General features: G+C 58.3%; 27 protein-coding genes. 15 read left to right on the top strand and 12 right to left on the bottom strand.

Annotated features, from left to right (window positions below; translation table 11 throughout):
- The first annotated feature begins 2 nt into the window (after positions 1-2).
- From QMN93_RS14990 to acpT, 9 genes are read left to right on the top strand one after another with little or no spacing between them, the layout of a single operon-like run.
- Entirely contained in the window at positions 3-425 is a 423-nt protein-coding gene (locus QMN93_RS14990) for a thioesterase family protein (RefSeq protein WP_023309526.1), read from the top strand.
- Positions 422-1,027: an outer membrane lipoprotein carrier protein LolA gene (locus QMN93_RS14985; protein ID WP_064673689.1), complete on the top strand. Its 606-nt coding sequence runs from the start codon at positions 422-424 to the stop codon at positions 1,025-1,027. The genes QMN93_RS14990 and QMN93_RS14985 overlap by 4 nt, the downstream gene beginning before the upstream one ends.
- Complete coding sequence (locus tag QMN93_RS14980; protein WP_193140144.1) at positions 996-3,320, top strand: MMPL family transporter; 2,325 nt, start codon at positions 996-998, stop codon at positions 3,318-3,320. The genes QMN93_RS14985 and QMN93_RS14980 overlap by 32 nt, the downstream gene beginning before the upstream one ends.
- A complete protein-coding gene (locus QMN93_RS14975; protein ID WP_033146845.1) occupies positions 3,317-3,895 on the top strand; it encodes a DUF3261 domain-containing protein in 579 nt (192 codons plus the stop codon). Before QMN93_RS14980 ends, QMN93_RS14975 begins: the two co-directional genes overlap by 4 nt.
- Before the next feature lies 1 nt (position 3,896).
- Positions 3,897-5,066, top strand: a complete 1,170-nt coding sequence (locus QMN93_RS14970; protein WP_193140146.1) for a beta-ketoacyl-[acyl-carrier-protein] synthase family protein — start codon at positions 3,897-3,899, stop codon at positions 5,064-5,066.
- Entirely contained in the window at positions 5,063-5,536 is a 474-nt protein-coding gene (locus QMN93_RS14965; RefSeq protein WP_193140148.1) for a 3-hydroxy-fatty acyl-ACP dehydratase, read from the top strand. Before QMN93_RS14970 ends, QMN93_RS14965 begins: the two co-directional genes overlap by 4 nt.
- Entirely contained in the window at positions 5,533-6,264 is a 732-nt protein-coding gene (locus QMN93_RS14960; protein WP_032662188.1) for a 3-ketoacyl-ACP reductase FabG2, read from the top strand. Before QMN93_RS14965 ends, QMN93_RS14960 begins: the two co-directional genes overlap by 4 nt.
- Entirely contained in the window at positions 6,261-7,490 is a 1,230-nt protein-coding gene (locus tag QMN93_RS14955; protein ID WP_058842005.1) for a beta-ketoacyl-ACP synthase, read from the top strand. The genes QMN93_RS14960 and QMN93_RS14955 overlap by 4 nt, the downstream gene beginning before the upstream one ends.
- A gap of 2 nt (positions 7,491-7,492) precedes the next feature.
- A complete protein-coding gene (acpT, locus tag QMN93_RS14950) occupies positions 7,493-8,110 on the top strand; it encodes a 4'-phosphopantetheinyl transferase AcpT (protein WP_048981452.1) in 618 nt (205 codons plus the stop codon).
- On the opposite strand, the gene arnF is transcribed toward acpT, so the two are convergent.
- From arnF to QMN93_RS14910, 8 genes are all read right to left on the bottom strand, one after another.
- Positions 8,058-8,447, bottom strand: coding sequence for a 4-amino-4-deoxy-L-arabinose-phosphoundecaprenol flippase subunit ArnF (gene arnF, locus QMN93_RS14945; RefSeq protein WP_033146850.1), 390 nt, complete (start codon positions 8,445-8,447; stop codon positions 8,058-8,060). The two genes, acpT and arnF, sit on opposite strands and share 53 nt — an antisense overlap.
- Positions 8,444-8,779, bottom strand: a complete 336-nt coding sequence (gene arnE, locus QMN93_RS14940; RefSeq protein ID WP_039263049.1) for a 4-amino-4-deoxy-L-arabinose-phosphoundecaprenol flippase subunit ArnE — start codon at positions 8,777-8,779, stop codon at positions 8,444-8,446. The genes arnF and arnE overlap by 4 nt, the downstream gene beginning before the upstream one ends.
- Positions 8,779-10,434 (bottom strand): lipid IV(A) 4-amino-4-deoxy-L-arabinosyltransferase, encoded by a 1,656-nt coding sequence (arnT, locus tag QMN93_RS14935; protein ID WP_182382793.1) that lies wholly within the window; start codon positions 10,432-10,434, stop codon positions 8,779-8,781. The genes arnE and arnT overlap by 1 nt, the downstream gene beginning before the upstream one ends.
- Positions 10,431-11,333: a 4-deoxy-4-formamido-L-arabinose-phosphoundecaprenol deformylase gene (arnD, locus tag QMN93_RS14930; RefSeq protein WP_023309538.1), complete on the bottom strand. Its 903-nt coding sequence runs from the start codon at positions 11,331-11,333 to the stop codon at positions 10,431-10,433. Before arnD ends, arnT begins: the two co-directional genes overlap by 4 nt.
- Entirely contained in the window at positions 11,330-13,312 is a 1,983-nt protein-coding gene (gene arnA / locus QMN93_RS14925) for a bifunctional UDP-4-amino-4-deoxy-L-arabinose formyltransferase/UDP-glucuronic acid oxidase ArnA (RefSeq protein ID WP_182382794.1), read from the bottom strand. The genes arnD and arnA overlap by 4 nt, the downstream gene beginning before the upstream one ends.
- On the bottom strand, positions 13,309-14,292 hold the full coding sequence (arnC, locus tag QMN93_RS14920) for an undecaprenyl-phosphate 4-deoxy-4-formamido-L-arabinose transferase (protein WP_029740674.1): 984 nt from the start codon (positions 14,290-14,292) through the stop codon (positions 13,309-13,311). Before arnC ends, arnA begins: the two co-directional genes overlap by 4 nt.
- A gap of 1 nt (position 14,293) precedes the next feature.
- On the bottom strand, positions 14,294-15,433 hold the full coding sequence (arnB, locus tag QMN93_RS14915) for a UDP-4-amino-4-deoxy-L-arabinose aminotransferase (RefSeq protein ID WP_182382795.1): 1,140 nt from the start codon (positions 15,431-15,433) through the stop codon (positions 14,294-14,296).
- A 326-nt stretch (positions 15,434-15,759) separates the two neighbouring features.
- A complete protein-coding gene (locus QMN93_RS14910) occupies positions 15,760-16,263 on the bottom strand; it encodes a phenolic acid decarboxylase (RefSeq protein ID WP_008503103.1) in 504 nt (167 codons plus the stop codon).
- A 99-nt stretch (positions 16,264-16,362) separates the two neighbouring features.
- Between QMN93_RS14910 and QMN93_RS14905 the strand changes: the two genes are divergently transcribed.
- Positions 16,363-17,244, top strand: coding sequence for a LysR family transcriptional regulator (locus tag QMN93_RS14905; protein WP_032662157.1), 882 nt, complete (start codon positions 16,363-16,365; stop codon positions 17,242-17,244).
- A 32-nt stretch (positions 17,245-17,276) separates the two neighbouring features.
- The gene (locus QMN93_RS14900; protein WP_045403298.1) at positions 17,277-18,071 is read left to right on the top strand and encodes an SDR family NAD(P)-dependent oxidoreductase; all 795 of its coding nucleotides are present in this window, start codon (positions 17,277-17,279) and stop codon (positions 18,069-18,071) included.
- Between the two features lie 5 nt (positions 18,072-18,076).
- Here the strand turns inward: QMN93_RS14900 and QMN93_RS14895 are convergent, their stop codons facing one another.
- Positions 18,077-18,523, bottom strand: a complete 447-nt coding sequence (locus QMN93_RS14895; RefSeq protein WP_223862644.1) for an NlpC/P60 family protein — start codon at positions 18,521-18,523, stop codon at positions 18,077-18,079.
- A 320-nt stretch (positions 18,524-18,843) separates the two neighbouring features.
- Between QMN93_RS14895 and QMN93_RS14890 the strand changes: the two genes are divergently transcribed.
- A complete protein-coding gene (locus QMN93_RS14890) occupies positions 18,844-19,506 on the top strand; it encodes an HAD family hydrolase (protein ID WP_014885577.1) in 663 nt (220 codons plus the stop codon).
- A gap of 60 nt (positions 19,507-19,566) precedes the next feature.
- Here the strand turns inward: QMN93_RS14890 and QMN93_RS14885 are convergent, their stop codons facing one another.
- Together QMN93_RS14885 and QMN93_RS14880 are read right to left on the bottom strand one after the other, a co-directional pair.
- Positions 19,567-20,592, bottom strand: a complete 1,026-nt coding sequence (locus tag QMN93_RS14885; RefSeq protein ID WP_024908851.1) for a TerC/Alx family metal homeostasis membrane protein — start codon at positions 20,590-20,592, stop codon at positions 19,567-19,569.
- 166 nt (positions 20,593-20,758) lie between these two features.
- Positions 20,759-21,157 carry a potassium channel family protein gene (locus QMN93_RS14880; RefSeq protein WP_023309546.1) on the bottom strand — a complete coding sequence of 133 codons (399 nt, stop codon included), beginning with the start codon at positions 21,155-21,157 and terminating at the stop codon, positions 20,759-20,761.
- 317 nt (positions 21,158-21,474) lie between these two features.
- Here QMN93_RS14880 and QMN93_RS14875 point away from each other — a divergent pair, with 317 nt between their 5' ends.
- A complete protein-coding gene (locus QMN93_RS14875; RefSeq protein ID WP_048981458.1) occupies positions 21,475-22,809 on the top strand; it encodes an MFS transporter in 1,335 nt (444 codons plus the stop codon).
- 37 nt (positions 22,810-22,846) lie between these two features.
- Here QMN93_RS14875 and QMN93_RS14870 read toward each other — a convergent pair whose 3' ends face one another.
- A complete protein-coding gene (locus QMN93_RS14870; protein ID WP_033146857.1) occupies positions 22,847-23,584 on the bottom strand; it encodes an IclR family transcriptional regulator in 738 nt (245 codons plus the stop codon).
- 169 nt (positions 23,585-23,753) lie between these two features.
- Between QMN93_RS14870 and QMN93_RS14865 the strand changes: the two genes are divergently transcribed.
- Both QMN93_RS14865 and QMN93_RS14860 read left to right on the top strand, forming a co-directional pair.
- Positions 23,754-24,446 (top strand): RraA family protein, encoded by a 693-nt coding sequence (locus QMN93_RS14865; RefSeq protein WP_193140149.1) that lies wholly within the window; start codon positions 23,754-23,756, stop codon positions 24,444-24,446.
- Complete coding sequence (locus QMN93_RS14860; RefSeq protein ID WP_193140166.1) at positions 24,446-25,384, top strand: NAD(P)-dependent oxidoreductase; 939 nt, start codon at positions 24,446-24,448, stop codon at positions 25,382-25,384. Before QMN93_RS14865 ends, QMN93_RS14860 begins: the two co-directional genes overlap by 1 nt.
- Positions 25,385-25,898 lie beyond the last annotated feature (514 nt).

Raw genomic sequence — 25,898 nt, 5'->3', positions numbered from 1 at the left:
GGGTGCTGACCGATCCCCGCTTTACGACTGAAGTTGAGATCACCGTTCCGTTCCACGACGTCGATATGATGGGCGTGGTCTGGCACGGTAACTATTTCCGCTACTTTGAGATCGCCCGCGAGGCGCTGCTCAATCAGTTTGACTATGGCTATCGCCAGATGAAGGCCTCCGGCTACGTCTGGCCCGTCGTCGATACCCGGGTGAAATACCGCGATGCGGTGACCTTTGAGCAGCGTATTCGCGTCCGCGCGCACGTTGAAGAGTATGAAAACCGCCTGCGCATAGCCTATCAAATTTTCGATGCGCAGACCGGCAAACGCACCACCACCGGCTACACCATCCAGGTAGCGGTGGAAGAAGCCACCCGCGAAATGTGCTTTGTGAGCCCGGCAATACTGTTTGAACGAATGGGAGTGACGCCATGAAATGGTGGCCTTTGCTGGCGCTTCTCGTCAGCCCGCTGGTCAGCGCCGTGACGCTGGATGAACTGCAGCAGCGCTTCACCGGGCAGCCCGTCGTGCGCGCGCACTTCGAACAGGTTCGCACCATAAAAGATATGCCGCAGCCGCTGCGCTCGCAGGGCGAGATGCTGATCGCCCGCGACAGCGGCCTGCTGTGGGATCAAAAAGCGCCGTTTCCGATGACGCTCCTGCTGGACGACATGCGGATGGTTCAGGCCATTAACGGCCAGCCGCCGCAGACCGTCACCGCCGACAATAATCCGCAGATGTTCCAGTTCAACCATCTTCTGCGGGCCCTGTTCCAGGCCGACCGCAGGGTGCTTGAAGAGAACTTCCGCATCGATTTTAAAGACCTGGGCGCCGGCCGCTGGTCGCTGGTGCTTACGCCAAAAACGACGCCGCTGGACAAGATTTTCGCCACCCTCGATCTGGGCGGCGCGACCTATCTGGAGACGATTCGCCTCAACGATAAACAGGGCGACCGTACCGATATCGCCCTTTCACGCCACCAACTGACGCCCGCCAGCCTGACCGATGACGAACGCCAACGCTTTGCCGCACCGTAAATCCCTGCGCCCGGCGCTGCTGTGGGCCACGCTATGCCTGATTCTGCTGGGCGTGCTGTTGTCGCTGCTGCCCGGCGCGCGTCTGAACAGCAGCGTGCTGGCCATGCTGCCGAAGCAGACGCTGGGGGCGATCCCGCCGGCGCTCAACGACGGGTTTATGCAGCGTCTCGACCGCCAGCTGGTCTGGCTGGTCAGCCCCGGCAAAGAGCCCGATCCGCGCGTGGCGCAGCAGTGGCTGGCGTTGCTGCAAAGCAGCGATTCGCTCAGCGAGGTCAAAGGCCCGATGGACGCCGCCGGGCAAAAAGCCTGGGGAGAGTTCTTCTGGCAGCACCGAAATGGCCTGATCGATCCCGCCACCCGCGCCCGCCTGCAAAACGGCGGAGAAGCGCAGGCGCAGTGGATTTTATCTCAGCTCTATTCGGCCTTCTCCGGCGTCAGCGGCAAAGAGCTGCAAAACGATCCCCTGATGCTGATGCGCGGCTCGCAGCTCGCTCTGGCGCAAAACGGCCAGAAGCTGCGGCTGATGGACGGCTGGCTGGTCACACAGGATGAGGCGGGAAACTACTGGTATCTGCTGCACGGCGAGCTGGCGGGCTCGTCATTTGATATGCAGCAGACCCACCGGCTGGTGACGACGCTTAACGCGCTGCAGGATAGGCTAAAAGCGCGTTACCCCCAGGCGCAGCTGCTTTCGCGCGGGACCGTGTTCTACAGCGATTACGCCAGCCAGCAGGCCAAACGCGACGTCTCGACGCTGGGCATCGCCACCCTGCTCGGCGTGTTCCTGCTCATCGTCGCGGTGTTCCGCTCTCTGCGCCCGCTGCTGCTGAGCGTGCTCTCCATTGCCATCGGCGCGCTGGCGGGCACGGTGGTGACGCTGCTGCTCTTTGGCGAACTGCACCTGATGACGCTGGTGATGAGCATGAGCATCATCGGTATTTCAGCCGACTACACGCTCTACTACCTGACCGAACGGATGGTGCACGGCGCGGAGCACTCCCCCTGGCAAAGCCTGGCCAAAGTACGCAATGCGCTGCTGCTGGCGCTGCTGACGACCGTCGCCGCCTACCTGATTATGATGCTGGCCCCCTTCCCCGGGATCCGCCAGATGGCGGTGTTCGCCGCCGTGGGGCTGAGCGCCTCCTGCCTGACGGTGATTTTCTGGCATCCGTGGCTGTGCCGGGGATTACCGGTGCGCCCGGTTCCGCTGATGGTTATCATGCTGCGCTGGCTGGCCGCGTGGCGACGCAATAAAAAACTGTCCGTGGGTTTGCCCGTCGCGCTGGCGCTGCTCTCCGCCGTGGGGATGAGCACCCTGAGGGTGGACGACGACATCGCCCAGCTGCAGGCCCTGCCGAAAGATATTCTGGCGCAGGAGAAGGCCATTACCGCCCTGACCGGACAGAGCGTCGATCAGAAATGGTTTGTGGTTCATGGCGCCTCGCCTCAGCAAACGCTGGAGCGGCTGGAAGCCTTTACCCCGGCGCTGGCACAGGCGCAGAAAGCCGGAGAGATCGCCCGCTGGCGTACGCTGCCGCTGAACTCGCTGGCGCGCCAGAAAAGCGATCTGAAGCTGCTGCGCGAGGCTGCCCCTGCGGTAACGAACGTGATGAAAAGCGCCGGGCTCAACGCCGTATCTCCAAACCTCGACGCCATGCCGGTCAGCGTGGACGCGTGGCTTGAAAGCCCGGCCAGCGAAGGCTGGCGTCTGCTCTGGCTGACCCTGCCCAACGGGGAAAGCGGCGTGCTGGTGCCGGTGGACGGCGCGAAAAACAGCGCTTACCTCGGTGAACTGGCCGCGCGCCATGACGGCGTCGTCTGGGTCGATCGCAAAGCCAGCTTTGACAGCCTGTTTGCCCTCTACCGCACGCTGCTGACGGGGCTACTGTTTGCCGCGCTGGCAGTGATTGCCTGCGGGGCGATGCTGCGCCTCGGCTGGCGTAAAGGGCTGATAAGCCTGGTGCCGTCCGTGCTGTCGCTGAGCTGCGGCCTGGCGGTGCTGGCCGCAACGGGCCACCCGGTGAATCTGTTCTCACTGCTGGCGCTGGTACTGGTGCTCGGCATTGGCATTAACTACACGCTGTTTTTCAGCAACCCGCGCGGTACGCCGCTGACCTCGATGCTGGCGATTACGCTGGCCATGATGACCACGCTGCTGACGCTGGGCATGCTCGTCTTCAGCGCCACCCAGGCCATCAGCAGCTTTGGCATCGTGCTGGTGAGCGGTATTTTTACCGCCTTCCTGCTGGCTCCGCTGGCGATGCCGGATAAGAAAGAGAGAAAACGTAAATGAACGCTTTTTATCGCGCCGTTGCGCTGGCCGCGGCGCTGCTGCTGGCGGGCTGCAGCCATTCGACCGATACCAAAGAGACGCGGCCTCAAGCCTGGCTCCAGCCGGGCACCAGAGTGACGCTGCCCCCGCCCGGCATCAGCCCGGCGGTAAGCTCCCAGCAGCTGCTGACCGGCAGCTTTAACGGACAAACGCAGTCCCTGCTGGTGATGCTCAACGCGGATGCGCATAAGGTGACGCTGGCCGGGCTTTCTTCCGTGGGCATTCGTCTGTTCCTGGCAACGTACGATGAGACCGGTATTCATACCGAGCAGTCGATCGTCGTGCCGCAGCTGCCGCCCGCCAGCCAGGTGCTGGCCGACGTGATGCTCAGCCACTGGCCGATTAGCGCCTGGCAGCCGCAGTTGCCGAAGGGCTGGACGTTAACGGACAATGGCGATCGGCGCGAGCTGCGTAACGCCAGCGGCAAGCTGGTGACGGAGATTGTCTACCTGCAGCGCAAAGGCAAGCGCGAGCCGATCAGCATCGAGCAACACGTCTTTAAATACCACATCACCATTCAATATCTGGGTGACTGAGATGATTTATATATCCGCTGTTGGCATGGTCAACGCGCTGGGCAACTCGCCTGACGAGATTGCCGCGAACCTGACGGCAGGCGTGGCGCCGGGGATGCACGCCCGGACCGGCTGGTTGCAGGGTTTACCCGAAGCCGTACTGGGCGGCGTGGAAGGCGAGCTTCCACCCATCCCGGACGCTTTCGCCGCACACCGCACCCGCAATAACCAGCTGCTGCTGGCCGCGCTGGCGCAGATTCAGCCCGCCGTTGACGAGGCCATCGCCCGCGTCGGTCGCGACCGCGTGGCCGTGGTGCTGGGGACCAGCACCTCCGGGCTGGACGAAGGCGATGAGCACGTGCGCCACATGGCCCATGGCGAAGCGAGCACGCGCTGGCAGTATCCGCAGCAGGAGCTTGGCGATCCGTCCCGCTTCCTCGCCAACTGGCTTCAGCTCGAAGGCCCGGCCTATACGATCTCCACGGCCTGCTCTTCCAGCGCGCGGGCGATGATCGGCGGCAAACGTCTGATTGAAGCCGGGCTGGTGGACATCGCCATTGTCGGCGGAGCCGATACCCTGAGCCGGATGCCCGTCAACGGCTTTAACAGCCTTGAATCCTTCTCCCCTACGCTCTGCGAGCCGTTTGGTCGCGACCGCCGGGGGATCACCATTGGTGAAGCCGCCGCGCTGATGGTATTGAGCCGGGAGCCCGCGGACGTGGCGCTGCTCGGAACGGGCGAATCCAGCGATGCGTACCATATTTCCGCCCCGCATCCGCAGGGTGAAGGGGCGATAAGGGCTATCGCGCAGGCGCTTAACGAAGCGGATATGCAGCCGCAGGATATCGGCTACATCAACCTGCACGGCACGGCCACGCCGCTCAACGATCAGATTGAATCGCAGGTGGTTCACGATCTCTTCGGGGAAAGCGTGCCGTGCAGCTCAACCAAACACCTTACCGGCCATACGCTGGGCGCCGCCGGCATTACCGAAGCGGCCCTGAGCTGGCTGATTCTGACGCGCGACCTGCCGTTGCCGCCGCAGGACTTCGCCCGCTACGCGCCGGACGACACGCTGGCGCCGTGCGGCCTGCTGCACCAGCGCACCGCTCTGAAAAAGTCGGTCATTTTGTCTAACTCGTTCGCGTTTGGCGGCAATAACGCCAGCATCCTGCTGGGGAGAGCCTCATGAGCTACTTATCACCCGAAGCCTATCTGCCGCACGAGGCGCCGATGATGCTGCTGGGGTCCGTTGAGAACGTTTCGGACGACACGGCGGTCTGCCGCGTGGCGGTCAACGGGCAAAGCGTGCTGACGCCGTTTCTCAACGCCGATGGCGACCTGCCGGGCTGGTACGCGCTCGAGCTGATGGCGCAGACCGTCGGCGTCTGGTCAGGCTGGCATCGCCAGCAGCAGGGGCAGGAACATATCGCGCTGGGCATGGTGCTCGGCGCGCGCGAGCTGGTCTGCGCCAGCGGGCGTTTCGCCGCAGGCCTGACGCTGGACATCACCGTTAAGCTGCTGATGCAGGACGAACGCTTCGGCAGCTTTGAATGCGCGATTTCCGCTAATGAAGAGACGCTGGCCACGGGCCGGGTCAACACCTTCCAGCCGAGCGCAGAAGAATTAACATCGCTTTTTAATCAGGGATCTAACGCATGAGTCGTTCCGTACTGGTCACAGGGGCCAGCAAAGGCATAGGGCGCGCCATCGCTCGTCAGCTTGCCGCCGACGGGTTTACCGTAGGCGTGCATTACCATCGTGATGCCGCAGGCGCGCAGGAGACGCTGGACGCCATCACGCAGGCGGGTGGCAACGGTCGTTTACTCGCCTTTGATGTGGGCAACCGCGAACAGTGCCGCGAGGTGCTGGAGCAGGAGATTGAAGCCCATGGCGCATGGTATGGCGTGGTCAGCAACGCCGGAATTACCCGCGACGGCGCCTTTCCGGCGCTGAGCGAAGACGACTGGGACAGCGTGATCCACACCAATCTCGACAGTTTTTATAACGTCATTCACCCCTGCATTATGCCGATGATTGGCACCCGTAAAGGGGGGCGCATTATCACCTTATCGTCCGTGTCCGGCGTGATGGGCAACCGCGGGCAGGTGAACTACAGCGCGGCCAAAGCGGGCATTATCGGCGCCACTAAAGCGCTGGCGATTGAGCTGGCAAAACGCAAAATCACCGTCAACTGCATTGCCCCGGGCCTGATTGATACCGGCATGATTGAGATGGAAGAGGCCGCGCTGAAGGAAGCCATGTCCATCATCCCAATGAAACGGATGGGCCAGGCTGAGGAGGTCGCCGGGCTGGCAAGCTATCTGATGTCGGATATTGCGGGCTACGTTACCCGCCAGGTCATTTCCATTAACGGAGGAATGCTATGACGCGTCGCGTGGTGATTACGGGCATGGGCGGCGTGACCGCCTTTGGCGAAAGCTGGCAATCCGTTTCCAGCAGGCTGCTGGCGTATGAAAACGCGGTGCGTAAAATGCCGGAATGGCAGGTGTATGATGGTCTGCATACCCTCCTGGGCGCGCCGATCGATGATTTCACGCTGCCGGAACACTATACCCGCAAGCGTATTCGCGCCATGGGCCGCGTGTCGCTGATGTCGACCCGCGCCACCGAGCTGGCGCTGGAGCAGGCGGGGCTGATTGGCGAAGCGGTGCTCACCAACGGTCAAACCGGTATCGCCTACGGTTCTTCGACAGGCAGCACCGGTCCGGTCAGCGAATTCGCGACCATGCTCACCGAAAAGCACACCAATAACATCACCGGGACAACCTACGTCCAGATGATGCCGCACACCACGGCGGTGAATACCGGGCTGTTCTTTGGGTTGCGCGGCCGCGTGATCCCGACGTCGAGCGCCTGTACCTCCGGCAGCCAGGCGATTGGCTACGCCTGGGAGGCGATTCGCCACGGGTATCAGACCGTGATGGTCGCGGGGGGCGCGGAAGAATTATGTCCGTCTGAAGCGGCGGTGTTTGACACGCTGTTTGCCACCAGCCAGCGTAACGACGAACCCAAAACCACTCCTTCTCCGTTCGATACGCAGCGCGATGGTCTGGTCATTGGGGAAGGCGCAGGCACCCTGATTCTGGAAGAGCTGGAGCACGCCAGAGCGCGCGGGGCGACAATCTACGGTGAGATCGTGGGCTTTGCCACCAACTGTGACGCGGCCCATATCACCCAGCCTCAGCGTGACACCATGCAGATTTGCATGGAGCAGTCGCTGGCCATGGCGGGATTAAGCGCCCGGGATATGGGGTATATCTCCGCGCACGGTACCGCCACCGATCGCGGCGATATCGCCGAAAGTCAGGCCACTGCCGCCATCTACGGTGACAGCGTGCCGGTGTCCTCGCTGAAGAGCTATTTTGGCCACACGCTGGGTGCCTGCGGCGCGCTGGAAGCGTGGATGAGCCTGCAGATGATGCGTGAAGGCTGGTTTGCCCCGACGCTCAATTTAACGCAGCCGGATGAGCAATGCGGTGCTTTAGATTATATTATGGGAGAAGCCCGCCAGATTGACTGCGAGTATCTGCAGAGCAATAACTTCGCGTTTGGCGGCATCAACACCTCGATTATCATTAAACGCTGGGCGTAACTATGTACCAGTTTGTACTGGGAAAAATCTCCACCCTTTGCGCGGACCCGCTGGCGTCAGCGCTCGCAGACAGGGCGCCTCAGGGTGCCCGACAGGCCTCCTGGCTGGCCGGGAGAACGCTGCTCGCCAGAACGTTATCCCCTCGCCCGCTCCCCGACATCATTTACGGCGAGCAGGGCAAACCGGCCTTTGCGAAGGGTCATCCGCTGTGGTTCAACCTGAGCCACAGCGGTGACGATATTGCCCTGCTGATGAGCGATGAAGGCGAAGTTGGCTGCGATATCGAAGTGATTCGCCCGAGGAAGAACTGGCAGGCGCTGGCTAATGCGGTATTCAGCATGACCGAGCATGACGAGCTGGAGCGTGAAGCGCCCGAGGAACGGCTTTCCGCCTTCTGGCGTATCTGGACGCGGAAAGAAGCGATTGTGAAACAGCGTGGCGGCAGTGCCTGGCAGATTGTCAGCATCGACAGCACGGCGCAGACGCACGCGGTCAGCCAGCTACAGGTCGGCTCGCTGAGCCTTGCCGTCTGCACATCGACCCCTTACACCCTGACCCACGAGTCGATTATTCACGTTGGGACGTTCGGGGCAGAAAAATCACTAACACACCCAGAATAATAAACCCGACGCCCACCAGCCCGTGCCAGGAGAAGCGTTCTCCCCAGCCGGGCAGCAGGATCGCCGCGCCCCACACCAGAATATAGCTGAGGCTCAGCAGGGCATAGGCTTTGCTGAGCGCCATGCGATGCAGCGCCAGATACCAGCAGCCCATCGAGGCCACGTACCCCGTCAACCCCAGCAGCAGCGCGCCCGTGCCGGACGAGAAGTGCCACAGCGCGGAAACAAACGCCAGGATCTCACTGACCGGTGGCAATGCCTGCATGGCATTGCGCAGCAACAGCTGCGCCGCGCTGACTAACAGCACGCTGCATAAGGCCCAGAACGCTCCTTTCACAGGCTCCCTCCCAGGATAACAATCCCAATGATGATGAACCCTACTCCCAGCCAGTGATGCGCAGCAACGTGCTCACGCCAGAACGCCTTCGCCGCCAGCGTCACCCAGACAAAATTGAGGCTCAGCATAGGATACGCGATGCCGACAGGCAGGCGTTGCAGCACCACCAGCCAGACCAGCATCCCGCTGCCCAGCGCCAGCAGTGCCAGGCCAAGCCACAGCGCGATATGCGCCCCGCGCCGCCCGGCTTTCGCCGGACGGGTGGCCTGTTTCTGGCACAGCTGCCCCGCGCAGCTGAGCAGGCTTGCCAGTATCAGCCAGATCCAGGTCATCACTTCGGCAGGTACTCCAGCAAGGCCAGACGCCCCTGGATATAGAGATTGTCCGGCTGCGGTAAATTCGCCCGTGAAATATCGTCGCGTTTTGACAGCAGCATCACCAGCGATACGCGCCCCTGCTGACGGTGCTCCGCCAGCCACTGCGCGAAGTCGTCCTCACTGACAAAACGATCTTTCACATCGGGATAATCCAGCCCGTAGCGCAGTTCGCCGCTCTGACCAAACAGCGTGATGTCATTACGCTTCAGCTCCCACGCCAGGCCCGCGGCCACGCCCACGTTATTGGCCAGCACGAATCGGCTTTCCTGAAGCGGCTCGCGCACGGTATCGACCAGCGACTGCGGCTGTTTGGAATCCACCACCAGGTTAGGAATGGCAAAACCAATCAGCAGCGCCAGCCCTGCGGGGCACAGTGCCGCCAGCCACCAGCGCTGCTGGCTCTGTCTGAAGGTAAACCAGCCTACCGCGGCCCAGATGAGGAACGCCACCACCGCACAGAAGACTTTATACAGTTCGACCGACGTCCAGACCGGATGCTTAGACAGTCCCCACGGCGAGACCACCAGCGCCGCCACCACGCCGATAACGCCAAACGCCAGGTTAATCCCGCCGTTAATGCGTAACGCTCTGGCACCTTTTTCCGCCGCGAGGCAGGCATAGCGCGCCATCAGGATAGCCAGCGGGGCAAAGCACGGCAGGATATAGGTCGGCAGCTTGCCTTTGGCGATGCTGAAGAACAGCAGCGGCATCACCACCCAACCCAGCAGATAGAACCCGCCACCCGCGTTTTGTCGGTCATTCCAGCCGAGACGAATCGCACCGGGCAAAAGCGCAAGCCACGGCAGGCTGCCCGCGATCAGGAACGGTATGTAGTACCAGAACGGGGCTTTGTGCTGCGCGTCGCTCTGGGCAAAACGCTGAATATGCTCAACCCAGAAGAAATAACGCCAGAAGTCAGGTTCACGCTGCGCAATAGCCAGCCCCCACGGCAGAACAATCAGCACACAGCTCAGGATCGCGAGCCAGCCAAAAATCAGCACCTCTTTCCAGCGCTTCTGGGCGATTACCCACGGCAGCACGCCAATCACCGGTACCGCCAGCGCCAGGAAGCCTTTGGTCATCACCCCCATCCCGCAGGCCAGCCCAAGCAGCACATAGCCGCCCGCTTTTCCGGCAACGGTTTGGGCCTGTGAGGCCAGCCAGAAGCTGCACATCGCCGCCACCAGCCACAGGGTGATGATAGGATCCAGCACCGCATACGTGCCGATGCCATACACCAGGAACAGGGTCAGGAAGATAAGACCGGAGAAAATGGCGGTCCGCTTATCTCGCCAGAGACGCCATGCCATCCAGATGACCAGCAGCGCCGCTAACCCGGTTGAGAATATAGAACCGGCGCGCACGGCGAGGTTGGTGTGCCCGAACAGCAACTGCCCGATGCTGTTGATCCAGTAGCCAGCAATCGGTTTTTCAAAGTAACGCAGCCCCAGAAAATGCGGGACAACCCAGTCTCCGGATGCCAGCATTTCGCGGCTGATTTCCGCATAGCGCGTTTCATCAGGCTGCCAGAGCAGACGAATATCGACCGGAATGAGGTAGTAAACGATAAACAGTGCGAGAAGCGCTAAGCCATAACGGGCTGTTTTCATGGGACCGGACTCACGGTTTGTTGATAGCCAAGCCAGCCTTCCCGGCCAGCCATTTCATTACGGACGACTTTGCCCACGGGCAGGGTGCTGAGATCGTCCGGCAGCAGCTCGCTCAACGGACAAAATTCAATGCCCTCCTGAGCGGCCATCGTCAGCAGTTCATCGAAATCATGCTGATACGCAATCCCTTCCACTTCGGCATGGATGGTATACACCGGCGTGCCGGCGTCACGATGGATGCGGTCCAGAATGTAGCGATTGAACTCATCCGCCTTCACCTCGCGCCCGACCACTTCATCCCAGGTGGGAAGCGTAACCGGAATTTGCACCGTTCCGTAGCGATTTTCGCCTAACAGCGGCAAAAAGGGTCCGGTTCCGCGGCAGTCGCTGTTGTAGCGAAACGCAAAGGCTTCTTTGGCCTTCACGACGCGCTGATCCGCACGCCATCCCGCCACGGCGGAGCAGCGCACGGGCTGACCGGTAATGGCCTCCAGCTCCAGCATCCCACGCTCGACCTCACGGGACAGGCGCGGGATATCCCAGACGCCGGCCCAGGCCTGCCAGGCATGGTGGTCCCAGGCGTGCAGACCCACCTCATGATGCTGCGCCGCCTCGCGGATAACGGCTTCATTACCCGCGCCGATACGCCTGCCGGGCCAGGCGGTGCCGGCCAGCAAAATATCCCAGCCGTAGAGGGATGCTGCGCGCGAGCGCAGCATTTTGAACAGAAATGCCGGTTTAATCAGACGCCATAAATGGCGTCCCATGTTGTCAGGCCCCACGCTGAAGAAAATGCTGGAACGCACATCGTGTTTGTTCAGCAGTTCCAGCAGTTTGGGTACGCCGTCACGCGTTCCCCTGAAGGTGTCGACATCAATGCGTAAACCGACTTTTTTCATGAGACCTGTTCCGACAGCTCCACGGTGCGCAGGAAGAAATCGAGCGTTTCGTCAATGGTCTGCTCCATCTTCACCGTCGGCGTCCAGTTCAGGCAGCGCTTCGCGTTGCGAATGCTTGGCTTACGGTGCTCAACGTCCTGATACCCTTTGCCGTAGTAGCTGCTGCTTTCCACTTCGCGGAAGCCGGCAAACGGCGGGAACTTGTCGCGCAGCGGATGGCGCTCAAAGCTGGCCAGCAGCATCTCTGCCAGCTCGCGAATGCTCGCTTCGTTGTCCGGGTTACCGATGTTGATGATTTCACCGTTGCAGCGGTTATCTTTGTTTTCGATGATGCGGAACAGCGCTTCGATACCGTCGCTGATATCCGTAAAGCAGCGTTTCTGTTTCCCGCCTTCGATAAGCTTAATTGGCGAGCCTTCTACCAGGTTCAGGATCAGCTGGGTGATCGCACGGGAGCTACCAATACGCGCCGCGTTGAGGTTATCCAGACGCGGGCCCATCCAGTTGAACGGACGGAACAGGGTAAAGCGCAGGCCCTCTTTCTCGCCGTAGGCCCAAATCACGCGGTCCAGCAGCTGTTTGGAGACGGAATAAATCCAGCGCTGTTTGTTGATCGGCCCGACCACCAGGTTGGAGGTGTCTTCATCGAAGTTCTTATCGGTACACATGCCGTACACTTCAGACGTGGACGGGAAGATGATGCGCTTGTCGTATTTCACGCAGTCGCGGATGATCTTCAGGTTCTCTTCAAAGTCCAGCTCGAACACGCGAAGCGGGTTACGGGTGTACTCGATTGGCGTGGCAATGGCGACCAGCGGCAGCACCACGTCGCATTTTTTAATGTGGTATTCAATCCACTCGGAATGGATGCTGATATCCCCTTCCACGAAGTGGAAACGCGGGTTGTCGAGGAAACGGCTGATGGCGTCAGAGCCGATATCCAGACCGTAGATTTCGTAGTTATCGTCTTTAAGCAGACGTTCGGTCAGGTGGTTACCGATAAAGCCGTTCACGCCGAGGATCAGCACGCGGGTACGGCGCTTGATGGCAACAACCGGTGCGCTGGTGATCAGCGCTCCGGCCACCAGACCCAGAGACTGCGCCAGCTGCGTGCCCTGCACGTACAGGCCGTTGTCGGTTTGTCCGGTGACGATCTCCAGCGCCTGCTCGCCGCAGCTCACAATCAGCGGAGAGACAGAGACGACTGTACCCGGTTTGGCAGCCGGAATATCGTCACGCACGCGGGATTTCCAGACGATAAATTTGCTTACGCCCGCAAAGCTGTACGCGCCCGGCCACGGGTCGGTCACGGCACGCACCAGGTTGTGCAGCTGGCGAGCAGGCTTGTTCCAGTCCAGACGACCATCTTCCGGCGCGCGGCGGCCAAAGCTGCTTGCCTTGCTCTCGTCCTGCGCGGTCTCGCTGAAGGTGCCGTTGAGAATACCTGGAAGTGCATCACGCAGCAGCGTCTGTGCCGACGCATTCAGCTTTTGATGCAGCTGCAGCGCAGTTTCGTCCGCATCAATAGCGACCTTCTGCTGTGCCACGATAGCGCCCGCGTCCGCACGGCGCACCATGCGGTGCAGCGTCACGCCCGTTTCCGTTTCACCGTTCACCAACACCCAGTTCAGCGGCGCGCGGCCACGGTAGGCGGGCAGCAGAGAACCATGAAGATTAAAGGCGCCTTTTGCGGCCAGGCCTAAGATCTCGTCGGAAAGCAGGTTGCGATAGTAGAACGAGAAGATTACGTCAGGCGCGAGCGCGCGGATGCGCTCCACCCACAGCGGATGGTTGACGTCGTCCGGTGCATAAACCGGGATCCCGCGCTCGGCGGCGATACGCGCCACGGAGCCAAAAAAGTTATTCTCTCCGGCCGTGTCCGGATGGGTAAAGATTGCCGCAATGTCATAGCCCGCTTCCAGCAGGGCCAGCGTGCCCGTGCACCCCATATCGTGATAGGCAAATACAACAGCTTTCATGGGTGAATTTCCTCTTGAGATGCTTTGTGTTCCTGACGGACAACACGTTGAATAAAGTAGCGCGGACGCGCGCGAACATCGTTATAGATACGGCCAATGTATTCACCGAGAAGGCCCATCCCGACAAACTGGGCGCCGATGAACATAAACAGCACGGCAAAGAGCATGAAGACCCCTTCCGCCGCCCACTGCGGGCCAAAGACCAGTCGCAGCACCACCAGCAGAACGGACAGCGCAAACCCGGCCACGGCGATGATGCTGCCGAACACGCTCAGCAGACGCAGCGGCGTGGTGGTCAGGCAGGTGATGAGGTCATACATCAGGTTGATGAGACGCATAAAGCTGTACTTCGATTCCCCGTGCTCGCGCTCGGCGTGCAGAACCGGAATCTCCGTTGCCTTGCGGGCAAAGGTGTTGGCGAGGATCGGAATAAAGGTGCTGCGCTCATGGCAGTGCAGCATCGCGTCGACAATGTGGCGGCGGTAGGCGCGCAGCATGCAGCCGTAGTCGCCCATCGCTTTACCGGTCGTGCGCTGGATAAGGCGGTTGATGGTGCGTGAGGCCAGCTTGCGGAACAGACTGTCCTGACGGTTCTGACGTACCGTGCCGACCACGTCATAGCCTTCATCGGCTTTGGCGACCAGGCGCGGGATCTCTTCCGGCGGGTTTTGCAGGTCAGCGTCCAGGGTGATGACCAGATCGCCCGTAACGTGGCTAAACCCCGCCATAATCGCCGAGTGCTGGCCGTAGTTACGGTTGAGCAGCACGGCAACAATATGGCTGCCTTCGGCCTGCGCGGCCTCGGTCAGCATCAGCGCGGAATTATCGCTACTGCCGTCATCTACCAGCAGAATTTCATAAGCCTTGCCCATCGTGTCGCAGGCTGCGGTTGTACGACGGATCAGTTCGGGCAGGCTCTCCTGCTCGTTATAAACCGGGATTACCACGGAAACTTTTTGTACAGGCGGTGCACTGAACATATCAATGTCCTGCAAGCTGATGGAGTGCGGTAATGACGCGGGTTGTGTCGTCATGAGTCATGTCCGGGAAAAGAGGGAGAGAACAAATACGCGCGCTATTCCATTCAGAATTCGGGAGCGATACATCAGGAAAACGCTCGCGGTAGTATTTTTGGGTGTGCGCCGCGCGGAAGTGGAGGCCGGTACCGATGCCTTTCTCTTTCAGCGCCGCCATCAGGTTGTCGCGGGAAATTCCGCAGCGCGCTTCGTCAACGCGAATAATAAACAGGTGCCAGGCGTGCACGTGCGGCCATGACGGAATGGTGAGCGGCTGGAACGGCGTATCGGCAAGCTCACGCAGGTAGCGTTCAGCAATTTCCTGGCGGCGTCTGTTGGCCTCTTTCAGCTTGCCTAACTGCACCAGCGCCAGCGCGGCGTTGATGTCTGCCAGGTTGTATTTATAGCCCGGCGCGATCACTTCCGCCTGCGGCGCGCGGCCGTGCGTCTGGCGGTCATAGGCATCTACGCCCAGGCCATGGAATTTCAGGCTGCGGATCCGCTGTGCCAGCTGGGCATTATCCGTGACGACTAAGCCGCCTTCCGCGCAGGTCATATTTTTAATGGCGTGGAAGGAAAAAATCGAGGTCCCTTTCCATCCCACATGACGGTTCTTGTAGTACGTTCCGGCGGCATGGGCCGCATCTTCAATAACCGGAATACCGTGACGTTCACCGATGGCATGAATGGCGTCGATTTCACACGGCGCGCCAGCATAATGAACGGGAATAATGGCTTTGGTACGCGGGGTAATGGCGGCTTCAACGGCTTCTGGCGTCACCATTAACGTATCTTTGTCCACATCAATCATGACCGGCGTGGCGCCCAGCAACACGATCATATTCAGCGTGGATACCCAGGTCTGGGAAGGGGTAATAACTTCATCGCCCGGGCCAATATCCAGCGCCATCAGCGTGACGTGCATACCTGCGGTGGCTGAACAGACGGCAATCGCATGCTGATTCCCGGTAAGCTGACAGAATGCCTCTTCAAGTTCCTGATTCTTTGGCCCTGTGGTGATCCAGCCCGACATCAAAACGTCCTGAAGCGCCGCAATTTCCTCAGCGCCCATCGACGGCCGCGAAAAAGGCAGAAAATCACTCATTATTAATTTCCTTGCAATAAAAATGGCATGTTTTTGATATTAACCAAATGCCAGCCCGTTTATTTCAACGAACCATAAACTTATATCAAAGTAGCTCTCTTTCCTTAGGGAAAAATTAAGACAACGTTTGCAACGTTATAAGACAACTAGCAGCCAGTTGAAAAACAACAAGTTAAATTAATATTAAATATTTTTAATGTGATCTTTCGCAACATTTTGAAATGGATTCATTTAAACCAATCATCAACAAACAAAAAAAATCCCGGCCATTTCAAAATAATATGAAATAGCCGGGAACTTTTCTTTTTAGTTAATTGTCGCGCTTATTAGAGATTATCTGGAAAGTTTTTCGGTAATTCACTGGCCGCACAGGCAATAACGCTTTCATTATTGGCACCGCAATCGCGCACAAAGGTGATCGTGGCAAATTCATCAATCACTTCCGTTGGATACGCCGGACCCGCATCGCGATAGCTGTTCATCAGCGGAATATGGTCGTTCTGGAAGCAGACGGTTTTTTCCGGATTGTTCATGACCCAGCGTGGGAAGAAGATGGTGCCGTGGAACAGCTTGTCGCCCAGGTTCACAATCAGGCTGACGTCGGTACCGGTTGGTTCGGTCCAGGAAATTTTATAGATGCTCTCGCCTACCCGCACGATATAAGCCTGCTGATCTTTCACCCAACGGTTGGCCACAAGACCGCTGTGAATACGGTAATCAAGCGTGGTCTCATTTTTTACGTAAATCTCGTAGTTCCAGCCGTTATCGTAGGTATATACAAGATGTTTACCAACAAAGCCGCTTAAGTCGTGTTTGTCGAAGGTGTTCATAAGATGTCTCCTTTGTTTTGATGAGACGATCGTACCCATTCAAAAAATGAATGAATAACGCTATGTTTTAATCAAATTCATCCAAATTTTAGATAAATCATGCATAAGACGACGCTGGAACAATGGGCTTTACTGGAAAGAGTGGTGGAAGCGGGCAGCTTTGCCAAAGCCGCGGAAGAAACCCACCGCAGCCAGTCCTCGGTGAGCTATAACCTGTCGCTGCTGCAGGAGCGACTCGGCGTGGCGCTGCTGGTGCCGGAGGGGCGACGGGCGGTGTTAACCCCGGCCGGAGAGCTTCTTCTCAACCAGGTTAAACCGCTGCTGAAAGCGTTTTCGTACGTTGAGACGCGCGCAGCAACCCTTCGCAACGGGATGCGCACGCGGTTAGATCTGGTGGTGGACTCCATTTTCCCGCGCCGCCGCCTGTTCGCTATTCTTCGTCAGTTCCAGCAGCAGTATCCGCAGACTCAGGTACGTCTGACCGAGGTGCTGGAAAATACCCGCGCCGATGCCATTAACGACGAAGCCGATGTGATGGTCTTAACCCGCCGCCAGGATATCACCGGGCTCGGCGAATGGCTGATGAATATCGACTTTGTTGCCGTGGCCCATTCCCGGCATCCCTTGTTTCACCTCGACGCGCCGCTCAATGATGAGATGCTGCGCCCGTGGCCGCTCATCCAGATTGCGGACAGCCAGCCCGCCGCGCGCGCGGCCGGCGAGTCGTGGACCTTCTCCACCATCGATGCCGCCATAGAGGCCGTCGTCTCTCAGGTCGGCTACGGCTGGCTGCCAGAGGAACGCATCCAGACCCAGTTGGATCAGGGCGTACTCAAACGCCTGCCGCTGAGCCACGGTGCGCGCAGGGCAACGCCGCTACACCTGATTGTTAAGCGTTCCCTCGCCCCGCTTGATGAGCAGGTTGAGACGCTATTGCGCCTTTTTAGCCAGGAGCCGTCATCCTCACCTGCTACGCTTTAAGGTCCGAACGTTAAATCGAGAAGGAGCAGATGATGAAAATCGACTTTGCGGGGAAAGTGGCGCTGGTGACCGCCTCAACCGGCGGGATCGGGTTCGCCATTGCCAGAGGTCTGGCAGAAAGCGGTGCGGAAGTGATCGTCAATGGCCGCAGCACGGAATCGGTGAATAAAGGCATTCAGCAGCTCCAGCAGGTGGTGCCGGGCGTGCAGGTGCGCGCCGCGATTGCCGACCTCAGTACGGCGGAAGGGGTCGAGTCGCTTCTGAAGGTAGCGAATAACGTCGATATTCTGGTCAACAACGCCGGGATTTACGGTCCTCAGGATTTCTATGCCACCGACGATGAGACCTGGGAGCGTTACTGGCAGACCAACGTGATGTCCGGCGTGCGCCTTTCCCGGGCCCTGCTGCCGGGCATGGTGCAGAAAGGCTGGGGACGCGTGGTGTTTATCTCCTCCGAGTCGGCCTGCAATATTCCGGCGGATATGATCCACTACGGCGTGACCAAAACGGCGCAGCTCTCGCTGGCGCGCGGTCTGGCGAAGTTCGTGGCGGGGAGCGGCGTGACGGTCAACAGCGTCCTGCCGGGCCCGACGATGTCTGACGGTTTCGCAGAGATGATGAAAGATGAAATCGAAAAAACCGGCAAATCGCTGGAGCAGCTGGCGAAAGAGTTTGTGATGGCCAACCGCCCCAGCTCGGTTATCCAGCGCGCGGCCACGGTTGAAGAGGTGGCCAATATGGTGATTTATGTCTGTTCGACCCAGGCCTCCGCCACCTCGGGCGCGGCGCTGCGCGTCGACGGTGGCGTTGTGGATGACATCATCTGACGCTGTCAGGCCGCGCTGCCTGCGATGCGACGGGCGGTAATGTAGTGTGCCTGCCAGTAATCATCCGTCAGGGTTGAAACCGTTACGCCCTGACTGGTTGAGGCATGAATAAACTGGTTTTTGCCAATATAAACGCCGACGTGCTTGCGGTTCGGGCCCGTCTGGAAGAAGACCAGATCGCCGGCTCTCAGGCGGTATTGCGCCACCTGCACGCCGCGATGGATCTGTTCACTCGTCGTGCGCGGCAAATTAAGATGCGCCGCATCGGTGAACAGGTGCTGCATGAGCGCGGAGCAATCCACCCCGCGATGCGTGGTTCCGCCCCACCGGTACTGGGTGCCTTTCCATTTCTGGTATTGATCGAGAATACGCGAGCGCAGCGGGCCTGTTTCCTGATGCACCAGCGCAGATTTCGCCGGTGATGCCGCCAGCTCGCTGTTCATCGATAACATCGACGCTGGAAGTTGAAAGCTGAACGCAGAAAACGAAGCAAAACTTAACGTGAGGATTGAAATAAGCGATCTAAGAGTCATATCAAGAAAGAAGTAGTGAGTGAGTTTTTCCTTACCTGTGGGGGCCAATGGTTCCCCTAAATATCTTGCGATGTGGCGATAATATAGACAGCTCGTTTTTTCACCAATTGTTATCGAGGCCAAAAATGGACTCACTTTGAGATCGCAAGATCGAGAAAAAAAGAGTGGTGATATAAGGACTATCCAGCTAAAGCAGGTAAACTGATCCGCAGAATGTGTATTTCAGCTAAGACGTATTTATGACCAATATGATTGCCGACGAGACGGTGGCTAAATCCAGCGTGCTCTCTGTCTTTGACTTTGACGGGACATTAACGCACCACGACAGCTTTATCCCTTTCCTGCGTTTTGCCTTCGGCAAACGTTACTTCGCGGGCCGTCTGGTGCGCATGGCGCTGCCCACGCTCCACTGCGTGCGTCGCAAGCTGACGCGCGATGAGCTGAAGGAAGTGCTGATTAAAACCTTCCTGACGGGCGTGGATGAACACTGGTTACGCCAGCAGGCGGAAGCCTTTTGCGAAAAATACTGGAACAAGCTGATGCGCCCCGAAGGGGTTCTGGCGGTGGCGGCTGAGGTGAATTCCGGTGCGGAAGTGACCATCTGTTCCGCGTCCCCGGCGCTGGTGCTCCAGCCGTGGGCTGACAAACTGGGCATTAAGCTGATTGGCACGCAGCTGGAAGTGAAAGACGGCAAGCTGACGGGGCGCATCACGGGCAATAACTGCCGCTGCGCCCAGAAGGTGGCAAGGCTGGAAAAAGTGTATGGCGATCTGAACGCCTATCACCTGCGCGCCTGGGGCGACACCCGCGGCGACCACGAGCTGCTGGCGGCGGCGCAGGATCCGCACTGGCGGCACTTCCACCACCCCCGCAAGCGTCGGAATTCACCGATTAAGGGTTAGGTGCGGTCCGGTGCCCTCACCCCGGCCCTCTCCCACAGGGAGAGGGAGAAAGGCGGTACATCAGGCCTCACGTTTCCCCGGGAACATCACGCTCGCAATAATCCCCAGCGCCAGCACGCCCAATACCACAAACAGGCTGGCCGTGGCGCCAATGCTGTAACCGTGATGCCAGAAGTGATCGGTGGCATTTAACCCCAGCTTGAACGCCACGAAGAACAGCAGCAGCACCACGGCTTTCTCGAGGTGCACCAGATACTGCTTCAGCGCTTCCAGCACGAAGTAAAGCGTACGCAGGCCGAGAATGGCGAACATCATGGCGCTGTAGATAATCAGCGGCTCGCGGCTCACGGCAATAATGGCCGGCACGGAGTCAAACGCGAACATGACGTCAGAGAGCTCGACGACGGCTACGCAAAGCAGCAGCGGCGTCGCATAGCGCTTCGCCTTCTTCACGCGTCCGACCATCACGTCCTGGTTTTCCGGCTTTTCAAGCTCAGCATCCACCTCTTTCTGGGTCAGAATAAAGGCGTTGCTGCTGATTTTCGGCCAGACCGGATAGAAGCGCTTCACCAGGCGATAGGCGAGATGACCCGAGTAATCCTCCACTTCGTCGCTCTCTTCATTGCGTCTGAGCATCATCACCGCCGTCCAGCCGACGACCAGCGCGAAGATCACCTCAACGTACGGCCCCAGGCTTAACAGGCTGGTGCCGATAGCCACAAAGATGCCGCGGAAGACTATCGCCCCCAGCACGCCCCAGTAGAGCACGCGGTGACGGTACTTATCCGGCACGCCGAACCAGGCGAAGATCGCCATCATCACGAACAGGTTATCGACGGAGAGCACCTCTTCCAGCGCATAGCCGGTGAGGAACAGGCTCGCCATCTCGGCGCCGTGGTGAACATACAGGAATCCGGCGAAGGCCATCGCCATCATGACCCAGAAAATGGACCACATCGCCGCGCTTTTCAGCGAGACGGGTTTATCGTGACGGTGCATAAAGAGGTCGATAAACATCGCCCCTACGGCCATCACCACAAAGACAACAACGGTTTCCGTCGGGAAACCGAGATGAGCAGCAGACATACAAAACCCTTTTGGCAGACAAAACACAACACCATGCAAACTGGCGTAAACCAGGAACAGAAAAGGGCGAGCCGTTAATCAGCCCCTTCGCCCTCAAAGTCGCGGCCTTCAGGCCGCGCAAGGAGGAGTACTTTACCTTACCAGGCGGGGATCGCGCATCTGCCGTTTAGGCGCTCATGCCGCGCAAACGCTGCAGCACCGCCACCAGAACCGCCACAGACCAGCCCACCATCAACGCGCCCACCAGCCCTTCCACCCCGCCGATGAGCCGCCAGTGCTGGGGTAACGTGACGTCGCCATATCCCACGGTAGCGTAGCTGACCAGTGAAAAATAGAAGCTGGTGTTCCAGTCATTAAACGCGTCGATGACAAAATAAAACGCAGCAAACAGTCCGGCCTCAAGGAGGTGGGCGAAGATCATGGAGATCACGATACCGACATTGCGTAAAACGATGCGTACCGCCGAATCGACTTCTAATTTGATGAACTTTAAAACGCCAAACATCCACAGCGAATGGATCACCACGGTAAGGGTAAGCAAAATAATAATACTGAGTAGCTGCATGATGCGTGCTCGACCAAAAGGAATCTGGCCCCGCGAACGAGGCGGGGCACCTGGTCGAAGCTTAGTTGAATGACGAGGAAAAGTTGGTGCAATAATTGCGTTGCGTGATTATCTTCCTTGCAGCGTGCCCTCTTTGCGGCTGGTTCGACTGCTGTGAGCGATATATCTGCAGCGCACTATCTGTGAGTCACCTCTTATTTACATCATTTAAACCTTCCATTAACTGGATAAAAATAACGCGCCGTCGCTATAGTGGTTTTGTTTAATAAAACTGAGTTGTACCTAATAAAACAAAGAACAAACCCTGCGAGGACACAATGACAGAACATTTACGTAACGGCGCTACCGCCACCGAGGACATAGAAAGAGAGACGATGCGGAAGGTGATCTGGCGTATTCTCCCGTTTCTGATTGTCAGTTACCTGGTCTCCATTATCGATCGCGGGAATATCGGCATGGCTTCGCTGCAGATGAATGAGGACCTTGGCCTCAGCAAAGCCGCGTTTGGCTTCGCCAGCAGTCTTTACTTCGTGGCCTATTTTTTGTTTGAAGTACCCAGCAACCTGGCCATGCAGAAAGTCGGCGCCCGGCTGTGGATCCCGCGCATTATGATCAGCTGGGGCATCGTCTCCATGTGTATGGCCCTGGTGCAGAACACCACGTCGCTCTATATCGTCCGTTTTCTTCTCGGTGCTGCAGAGGCGGGCTTTTTCCCGGGCGTCGTGCTGTATCTGACCTGGTGGATCCCGTCCCGCTACCGCGCACGCATTATTGCGTCCTTTATGGTCGCCATCCCGCTCGCTAACTTCATCGGCTCCCCGCTTTCCGGGTTGATACTGTCACTGGATGGCTGGCTGGGCCTTCGCGGCTGGCATCTGCTGTTCATTATTGAAGGCTTGCCGGCGGTGCTGCTGGGTATTGCAGCCTGGTTTATTCTCCGGGATCGCCCTCATCAGGCGAGCTGGCTCAGCAGCGAACAGAAACAATGGCTGGAAACCACGCTGGAAACCGAGCGCAATCAGCAAAAGAGTATCGGACACCAGACGACGTGGCAGTTGCTGAAGCATCGCCAAATCTGGCTGATGGCGCTGATTTACGCGGGTGCATCTTCCGCGGGCACCACCATCAGCGTCTGGTCTCCTCAACTGCTGAAATCCTTCCATCTGGATAACCTTGAGACAGGTCTGTTTAACGCCATTCCTTACGGTCTGGCATCGGTTCTCATGATTGTATGGGGACGGAATTCCGATCGTACCAACGAACGCCGCTGGCATACCGCACTCACGCTGTTCATGATTGCCGCAGGTGTGTTCGCCGCCTTTGTAAGCGTCTCGCTGTCTGCCACGATCGTTATCCTGAGCATTATGCTGATAGGCGCTTATTCAATGAAAGGGCCTTTCTGGGCGCTGGCGTCCGGTTGGATGAGCAGTACCTCAGCGGCGGCGGGACTGGCCGCGATTGGCGCCATCGCAAACCTGATAGGTGGGGCGGTGATGGTAAACGCGTACGGCATTATCAATGAGCGGACAGGCAGCTACACGCTGGCAATGCTTCCGCTGGCCGCGCTGTGCGTGGCCGGGGGTATCGCGGTGCTCATTATGGGGCGGCAGGCCCGCCGCGCTCAGCTACACGAAAAACAGGTCACGCATTAACGATGACAGAAGCGGGACATTTGTCCCGCTTCTGCGTTTAAAGATTTTCTTCCGCCGCGTCGCTCGTTTCACCAAAGAACTGCTGACAGAAGGGCTTGCTGGCGCCCATTTTCTGCGACAGACGGCTTGCAGCCGCCTTCATCAACTGCCCTATTTCCTTCTCACGACGATCTTCCGTCAGCCGCGAGATGGGGCCGGTCAGGGCTAACGCCGCAACCAGCTTGTCGTGAACGCCGAAGACAGGCATCGCAAACGCAGCGGTATGGGGGTCGCGCGCGCCTGACGTGTAGAATGGGAGTTCAGCGTCTCCCTCCGGCAGGCTTTCATTGAGCCCCCAATGGCGTAATACCTTACTGATGGCCGAATTATCGAGCGGGAACTGGCTGCCGGGAAGATTGCTGTGTCGCAGGCCATGCGACGCTTCAGCGCGAAACAGGCAAAGCCGCTGCCCTCCCTCCAGCACATACCAGCTGGCACTCTCCTGAGACGCCAGGGATAAGGCCTGAAGCTCTGGCTGAACCACCCGGGAAAGATGGAAAGATTGTTCATACAGCTTGCCGAGGTAAAGCAGACGTGGGCCCAGCGCATAATTGCCGTCTTCATGCCTGACGACGTAATTCATCCGTTCAAGAGAATTCATCAAGCGGTAAACCGTGGTTTTGTGATAACCCGACAGCTGTGCCAGCGCGGTCAGCGTCAGGCTCTCATCCCCAGGACGGAAGCAATCCAGTAAAGCCAGCGCTTTTTCAACCGCTACAACGCCTTCATTCCCCATCATTATCTCCTTGTTAGCCCGGCAGTGAGTGTACCTCAAATTTTGTGAGTCACTTCGTGTTTACATCACAAACGCCACCACGGGTCTGGCTAAAAGGAAAGCAACACCGCTATAGTTGTTTTGTTATGTACACCTGCATTGTACTCAGTAAAACAATATGGAGGCATTTATGTCCGTTAATGAAAAAAAACCGATTAATCGCCAGTTCGAGCGCGTTTCTGCCGAGGACGTTCGTCGGGCTGCCGAGTATCAGGCAGCTATTCTGGCCGACGTGGCCGGTCGCCGCGGTACGCTTCATGGCCGCATCAAACCGCTGGCCCCACACATGTCCGTTGCGGGTCCGGCCATCACCGTTGAAGTGCGTCCGGGGGATAATCTGGCGATTCATGCCGCGATGGCGGTGGCGCAGCCCGGCGATGTCCTGGTCGTCGATGGCAAAGGCGACCTGAGCTGCGCGCTGCTTGGGGAAATCATGGCCACTCAGGCTCAGGCGAGCGGCATTGCGGGCATTATTATTGATGGCGCTGTACGTGACGCCGACACCCTGAGCAAAGGTCACTACCCCGTCTTTTCTGCCGGTTTGAACCCCTGCGGCCCGACAAAGTTAATTTCTGGCCGGGTTAATCATCCCATTTCAGTCGCCGGGGCGACGGTTCAGGCCGGGGATCTTGTTGTCGCGGATATCGACGGCGTGGTCGTCATCCCGCGCGATGAGGTTCAGGAGGTTATCGCTCTGGCAAAAGGAAAGCTGGAGATGGAGACCCGGCGTCTTGCCGCCATCCGTGAAGGCGATTTACGTCCACACTGGCTTGATGACGCGCTTCGTAAGGCAGGTATGTTGAGCGACGAGGAGACGCTGTGATGGGGGGCAAAGACGTAGTGCTGGTTACCGGAAGCGACCTGGCGGAGCAGGCCATGGTGATGTTACAGGGCTTTGAGGTAGTGTTTGCGGGCCGCCAGCCCACAGAAGATGACCTGATCGCGCTGTGTAAACGACACAATCCTGTGGCGATCCTGGTACGTTACGGCAGGATCACCGAGAAAGTTATGGATGCCGCCCCGGCTTTGCAGGTTATTTCCAAGCACGGAAGCGGGATCGATGTGATAGACCAGACGGCAGCGGCCGAGCGCAACATCGCCGTCCGGTCTGCGCCAGGCGCAAACGCGGCGGCAGTGGCTGAACATACCTGGGCGCTGATCCTCGCCTGCGCAAAGTCAGTGGTGCCTCTGGACAAGCGGCTGCGAGACGGGCACTGGGATAAGGCGACGCATAAATCCATTGAACTGGAGGGCTTAACGTTAGGGCTAATTGGGTTGGGTGCTATCGGCTCGCGCGTGGCGACTATTGGTCACGCTTTCGGCATGAAGGTGCTGGCTTACGATCCCTATGCTAAGACTATGCCTGCCCTGTGCGAACGCGCAGAAACGCTGAACGGACTTCTTTCCCGTTCCGATGTCATCTCTTTGCACTGTCCGCTGACCGATGAGAATCGGGGGATGATCAATAGCGTAACGCTCGCACACTGCAAGCGGAACGCAATTCTGGTCAATACGGCACGCGGTGGGCTGATCCACGATGAGTCGTTACTGGCGGCGCTCAGGGATGGCACGCTGCACAGCGCCGCGCTGGACAGCTTTACCCACGAGCCGCTGACCGCGCCGCACCTCTGGCAGTCCGTAGAAAACGTGGTTATTTCACCGCATATTGGCGGCGTTACCGCAGCGTCATATATCAGGATGGGGACCGTGGCCGCGAGCAATATTCTTGCTGTGACAGACGTCACCACCGTCAGCTCGTAAAGCCAACCGTGACGAGTGGCTGTGCTCTTATGTCACTTGTCTTCTGCTGTACACAGACATTAAAGTTGTCTCCTTTAACATGAAAAAGACTTTAAAGTTGTCTACTTCCTCAGATAGACCTACTTAACAGGATACTAAGTAGGTCATCTCCTTTCTCGCGTAGCATCTCTCGACGTTCACAGCAGAGGACACGTTTCAAAATGTCATCCAAAATTTTTTTCCATTATCTGACGTTGGGTGATTTTGATGGTCAGCGAGTAGAGGCTTTAACAATGTGGGTTGCCCTGAGCAAAGTAAGGGAAGTAGATGTACCAGAAATGTACGCGTTTCCTTGCATGAAGGGGGGCATCTTAAAGCTCATTGATTAAACAAACTCACTATGCCGCTACAAACAGCCCAAAACCGTCACTTGATAACGTGTTATTTAGATAAATTAATGAATCGCCACGGATAATCTAGACACTTCCGAGCCGTTGATAATACTGGTTTTCATATTCTGTCGGTGACATCTGTT

Origin of the sequence: Enterobacter sp. R-1.6.2 (assembly GCF_035064085.1) — a bacterium.
Taxonomy (GTDB): Bacteria; Pseudomonadota; Gammaproteobacteria; order Enterobacterales; family Enterobacteriaceae; genus Enterobacter; species Enterobacter asburiae_B.
Note: the sequence above shows the minus strand (reverse complement) of the source record. Positions and strands in the feature narration are given on the sequence as shown.

Coding starts and splice junctions, on each gene's coding strand:
- QMN93_RS14900 (WP_045403298.1), top strand. CDS start 17,277: ATGAAAATCGACTTTGCGGGGAAAGTGGCGCTGGTGACCGCCTCAACC.
- QMN93_RS14975 (WP_033146845.1), top strand. CDS start 3,317: ATGAACGCTTTTTATCGCGCCGTTGCGCTGGCCGCGGCGCTGCTGCTG.
- QMN93_RS14985 (WP_064673689.1), top strand. CDS start 422: ATGAAATGGTGGCCTTTGCTGGCGCTTCTCGTCAGCCCGCTGGTCAGC.
- QMN93_RS14875 (WP_048981458.1), top strand. CDS start 21,475: ATGACAGAACATTTACGTAACGGCGCTACCGCCACCGAGGACATAGAA.
- arnT (WP_182382793.1), bottom strand. CDS start 10,434: ATGAAAACAGCCCGTTATGGCTTAGCGCTTCTCGCACTGTTTATCGTT.
- arnC (WP_029740674.1), bottom strand. CDS start 14,292: ATGTTCAGTGCACCGCCTGTACAAAAAGTTTCCGTGGTAATCCCGGTT.
- QMN93_RS14860 (WP_193140166.1), top strand. CDS start 24,446: ATGGGGGGCAAAGACGTAGTGCTGGTTACCGGAAGCGACCTGGCGGAG.
- QMN93_RS14955 (WP_058842005.1), top strand. CDS start 6,261: ATGACGCGTCGCGTGGTGATTACGGGCATGGGCGGCGTGACCGCCTTT.
- QMN93_RS14960 (WP_032662188.1), top strand. CDS start 5,533: ATGAGTCGTTCCGTACTGGTCACAGGGGCCAGCAAAGGCATAGGGCGC.
- QMN93_RS14910 (WP_008503103.1), bottom strand. CDS start 16,263: ATGAACACCTTCGACAAACACGACTTAAGCGGCTTTGTTGGTAAACAT.
- arnB (WP_182382795.1), bottom strand. CDS start 15,433: ATGAGTGATTTTCTGCCTTTTTCGCGGCCGTCGATGGGCGCTGAGGAA.
- arnA (WP_182382794.1), bottom strand. CDS start 13,312: ATGAAAGCTGTTGTATTTGCCTATCACGATATGGGGTGCACGGGCACG.
- QMN93_RS14965 (WP_193140148.1), top strand. CDS start 5,063: ATGAGCTACTTATCACCCGAAGCCTATCTGCCGCACGAGGCGCCGATG.
- QMN93_RS14880 (WP_023309546.1), bottom strand. CDS start 21,157: ATGCAGCTACTCAGTATTATTATTTTGCTTACCCTTACCGTGGTGATC.
- QMN93_RS14890 (WP_014885577.1), top strand. CDS start 18,844: ATGACCAATATGATTGCCGACGAGACGGTGGCTAAATCCAGCGTGCTC.
- QMN93_RS14895 (WP_223862644.1), bottom strand. CDS start 18,523: ATGTTATCGATGAACAGCGAGCTGGCGGCATCACCGGCGAAATCTGCG.
- QMN93_RS14885 (WP_024908851.1), bottom strand. CDS start 20,592: ATGTCTGCTGCTCATCTCGGTTTCCCGACGGAAACCGTTGTTGTCTTT.
- arnE (WP_039263049.1), bottom strand. CDS start 8,779: ATGACCTGGATCTGGCTGATACTGGCAAGCCTGCTCAGCTGCGCGGGG.
- QMN93_RS14870 (WP_033146857.1), bottom strand. CDS start 23,584: ATGGGGAATGAAGGCGTTGTAGCGGTTGAAAAAGCGCTGGCTTTACTG.
- QMN93_RS14865 (WP_193140149.1), top strand. CDS start 23,754: ATGTCCGTTAATGAAAAAAAACCGATTAATCGCCAGTTCGAGCGCGTT.
- arnD (WP_023309538.1), bottom strand. CDS start 11,333: ATGAAAAAAGTCGGTTTACGCATTGATGTCGACACCTTCAGGGGAACG.
- QMN93_RS14905 (WP_032662157.1), top strand. CDS start 16,363: ATGCATAAGACGACGCTGGAACAATGGGCTTTACTGGAAAGAGTGGTG.
- QMN93_RS14970 (WP_193140146.1), top strand. CDS start 3,897: ATGATTTATATATCCGCTGTTGGCATGGTCAACGCGCTGGGCAACTCG.
- QMN93_RS14980 (WP_193140144.1), top strand. CDS start 996: ATGACGAACGCCAACGCTTTGCCGCACCGTAAATCCCTGCGCCCGGCG.
- acpT (WP_048981452.1), top strand. CDS start 7,493: ATGTACCAGTTTGTACTGGGAAAAATCTCCACCCTTTGCGCGGACCCG.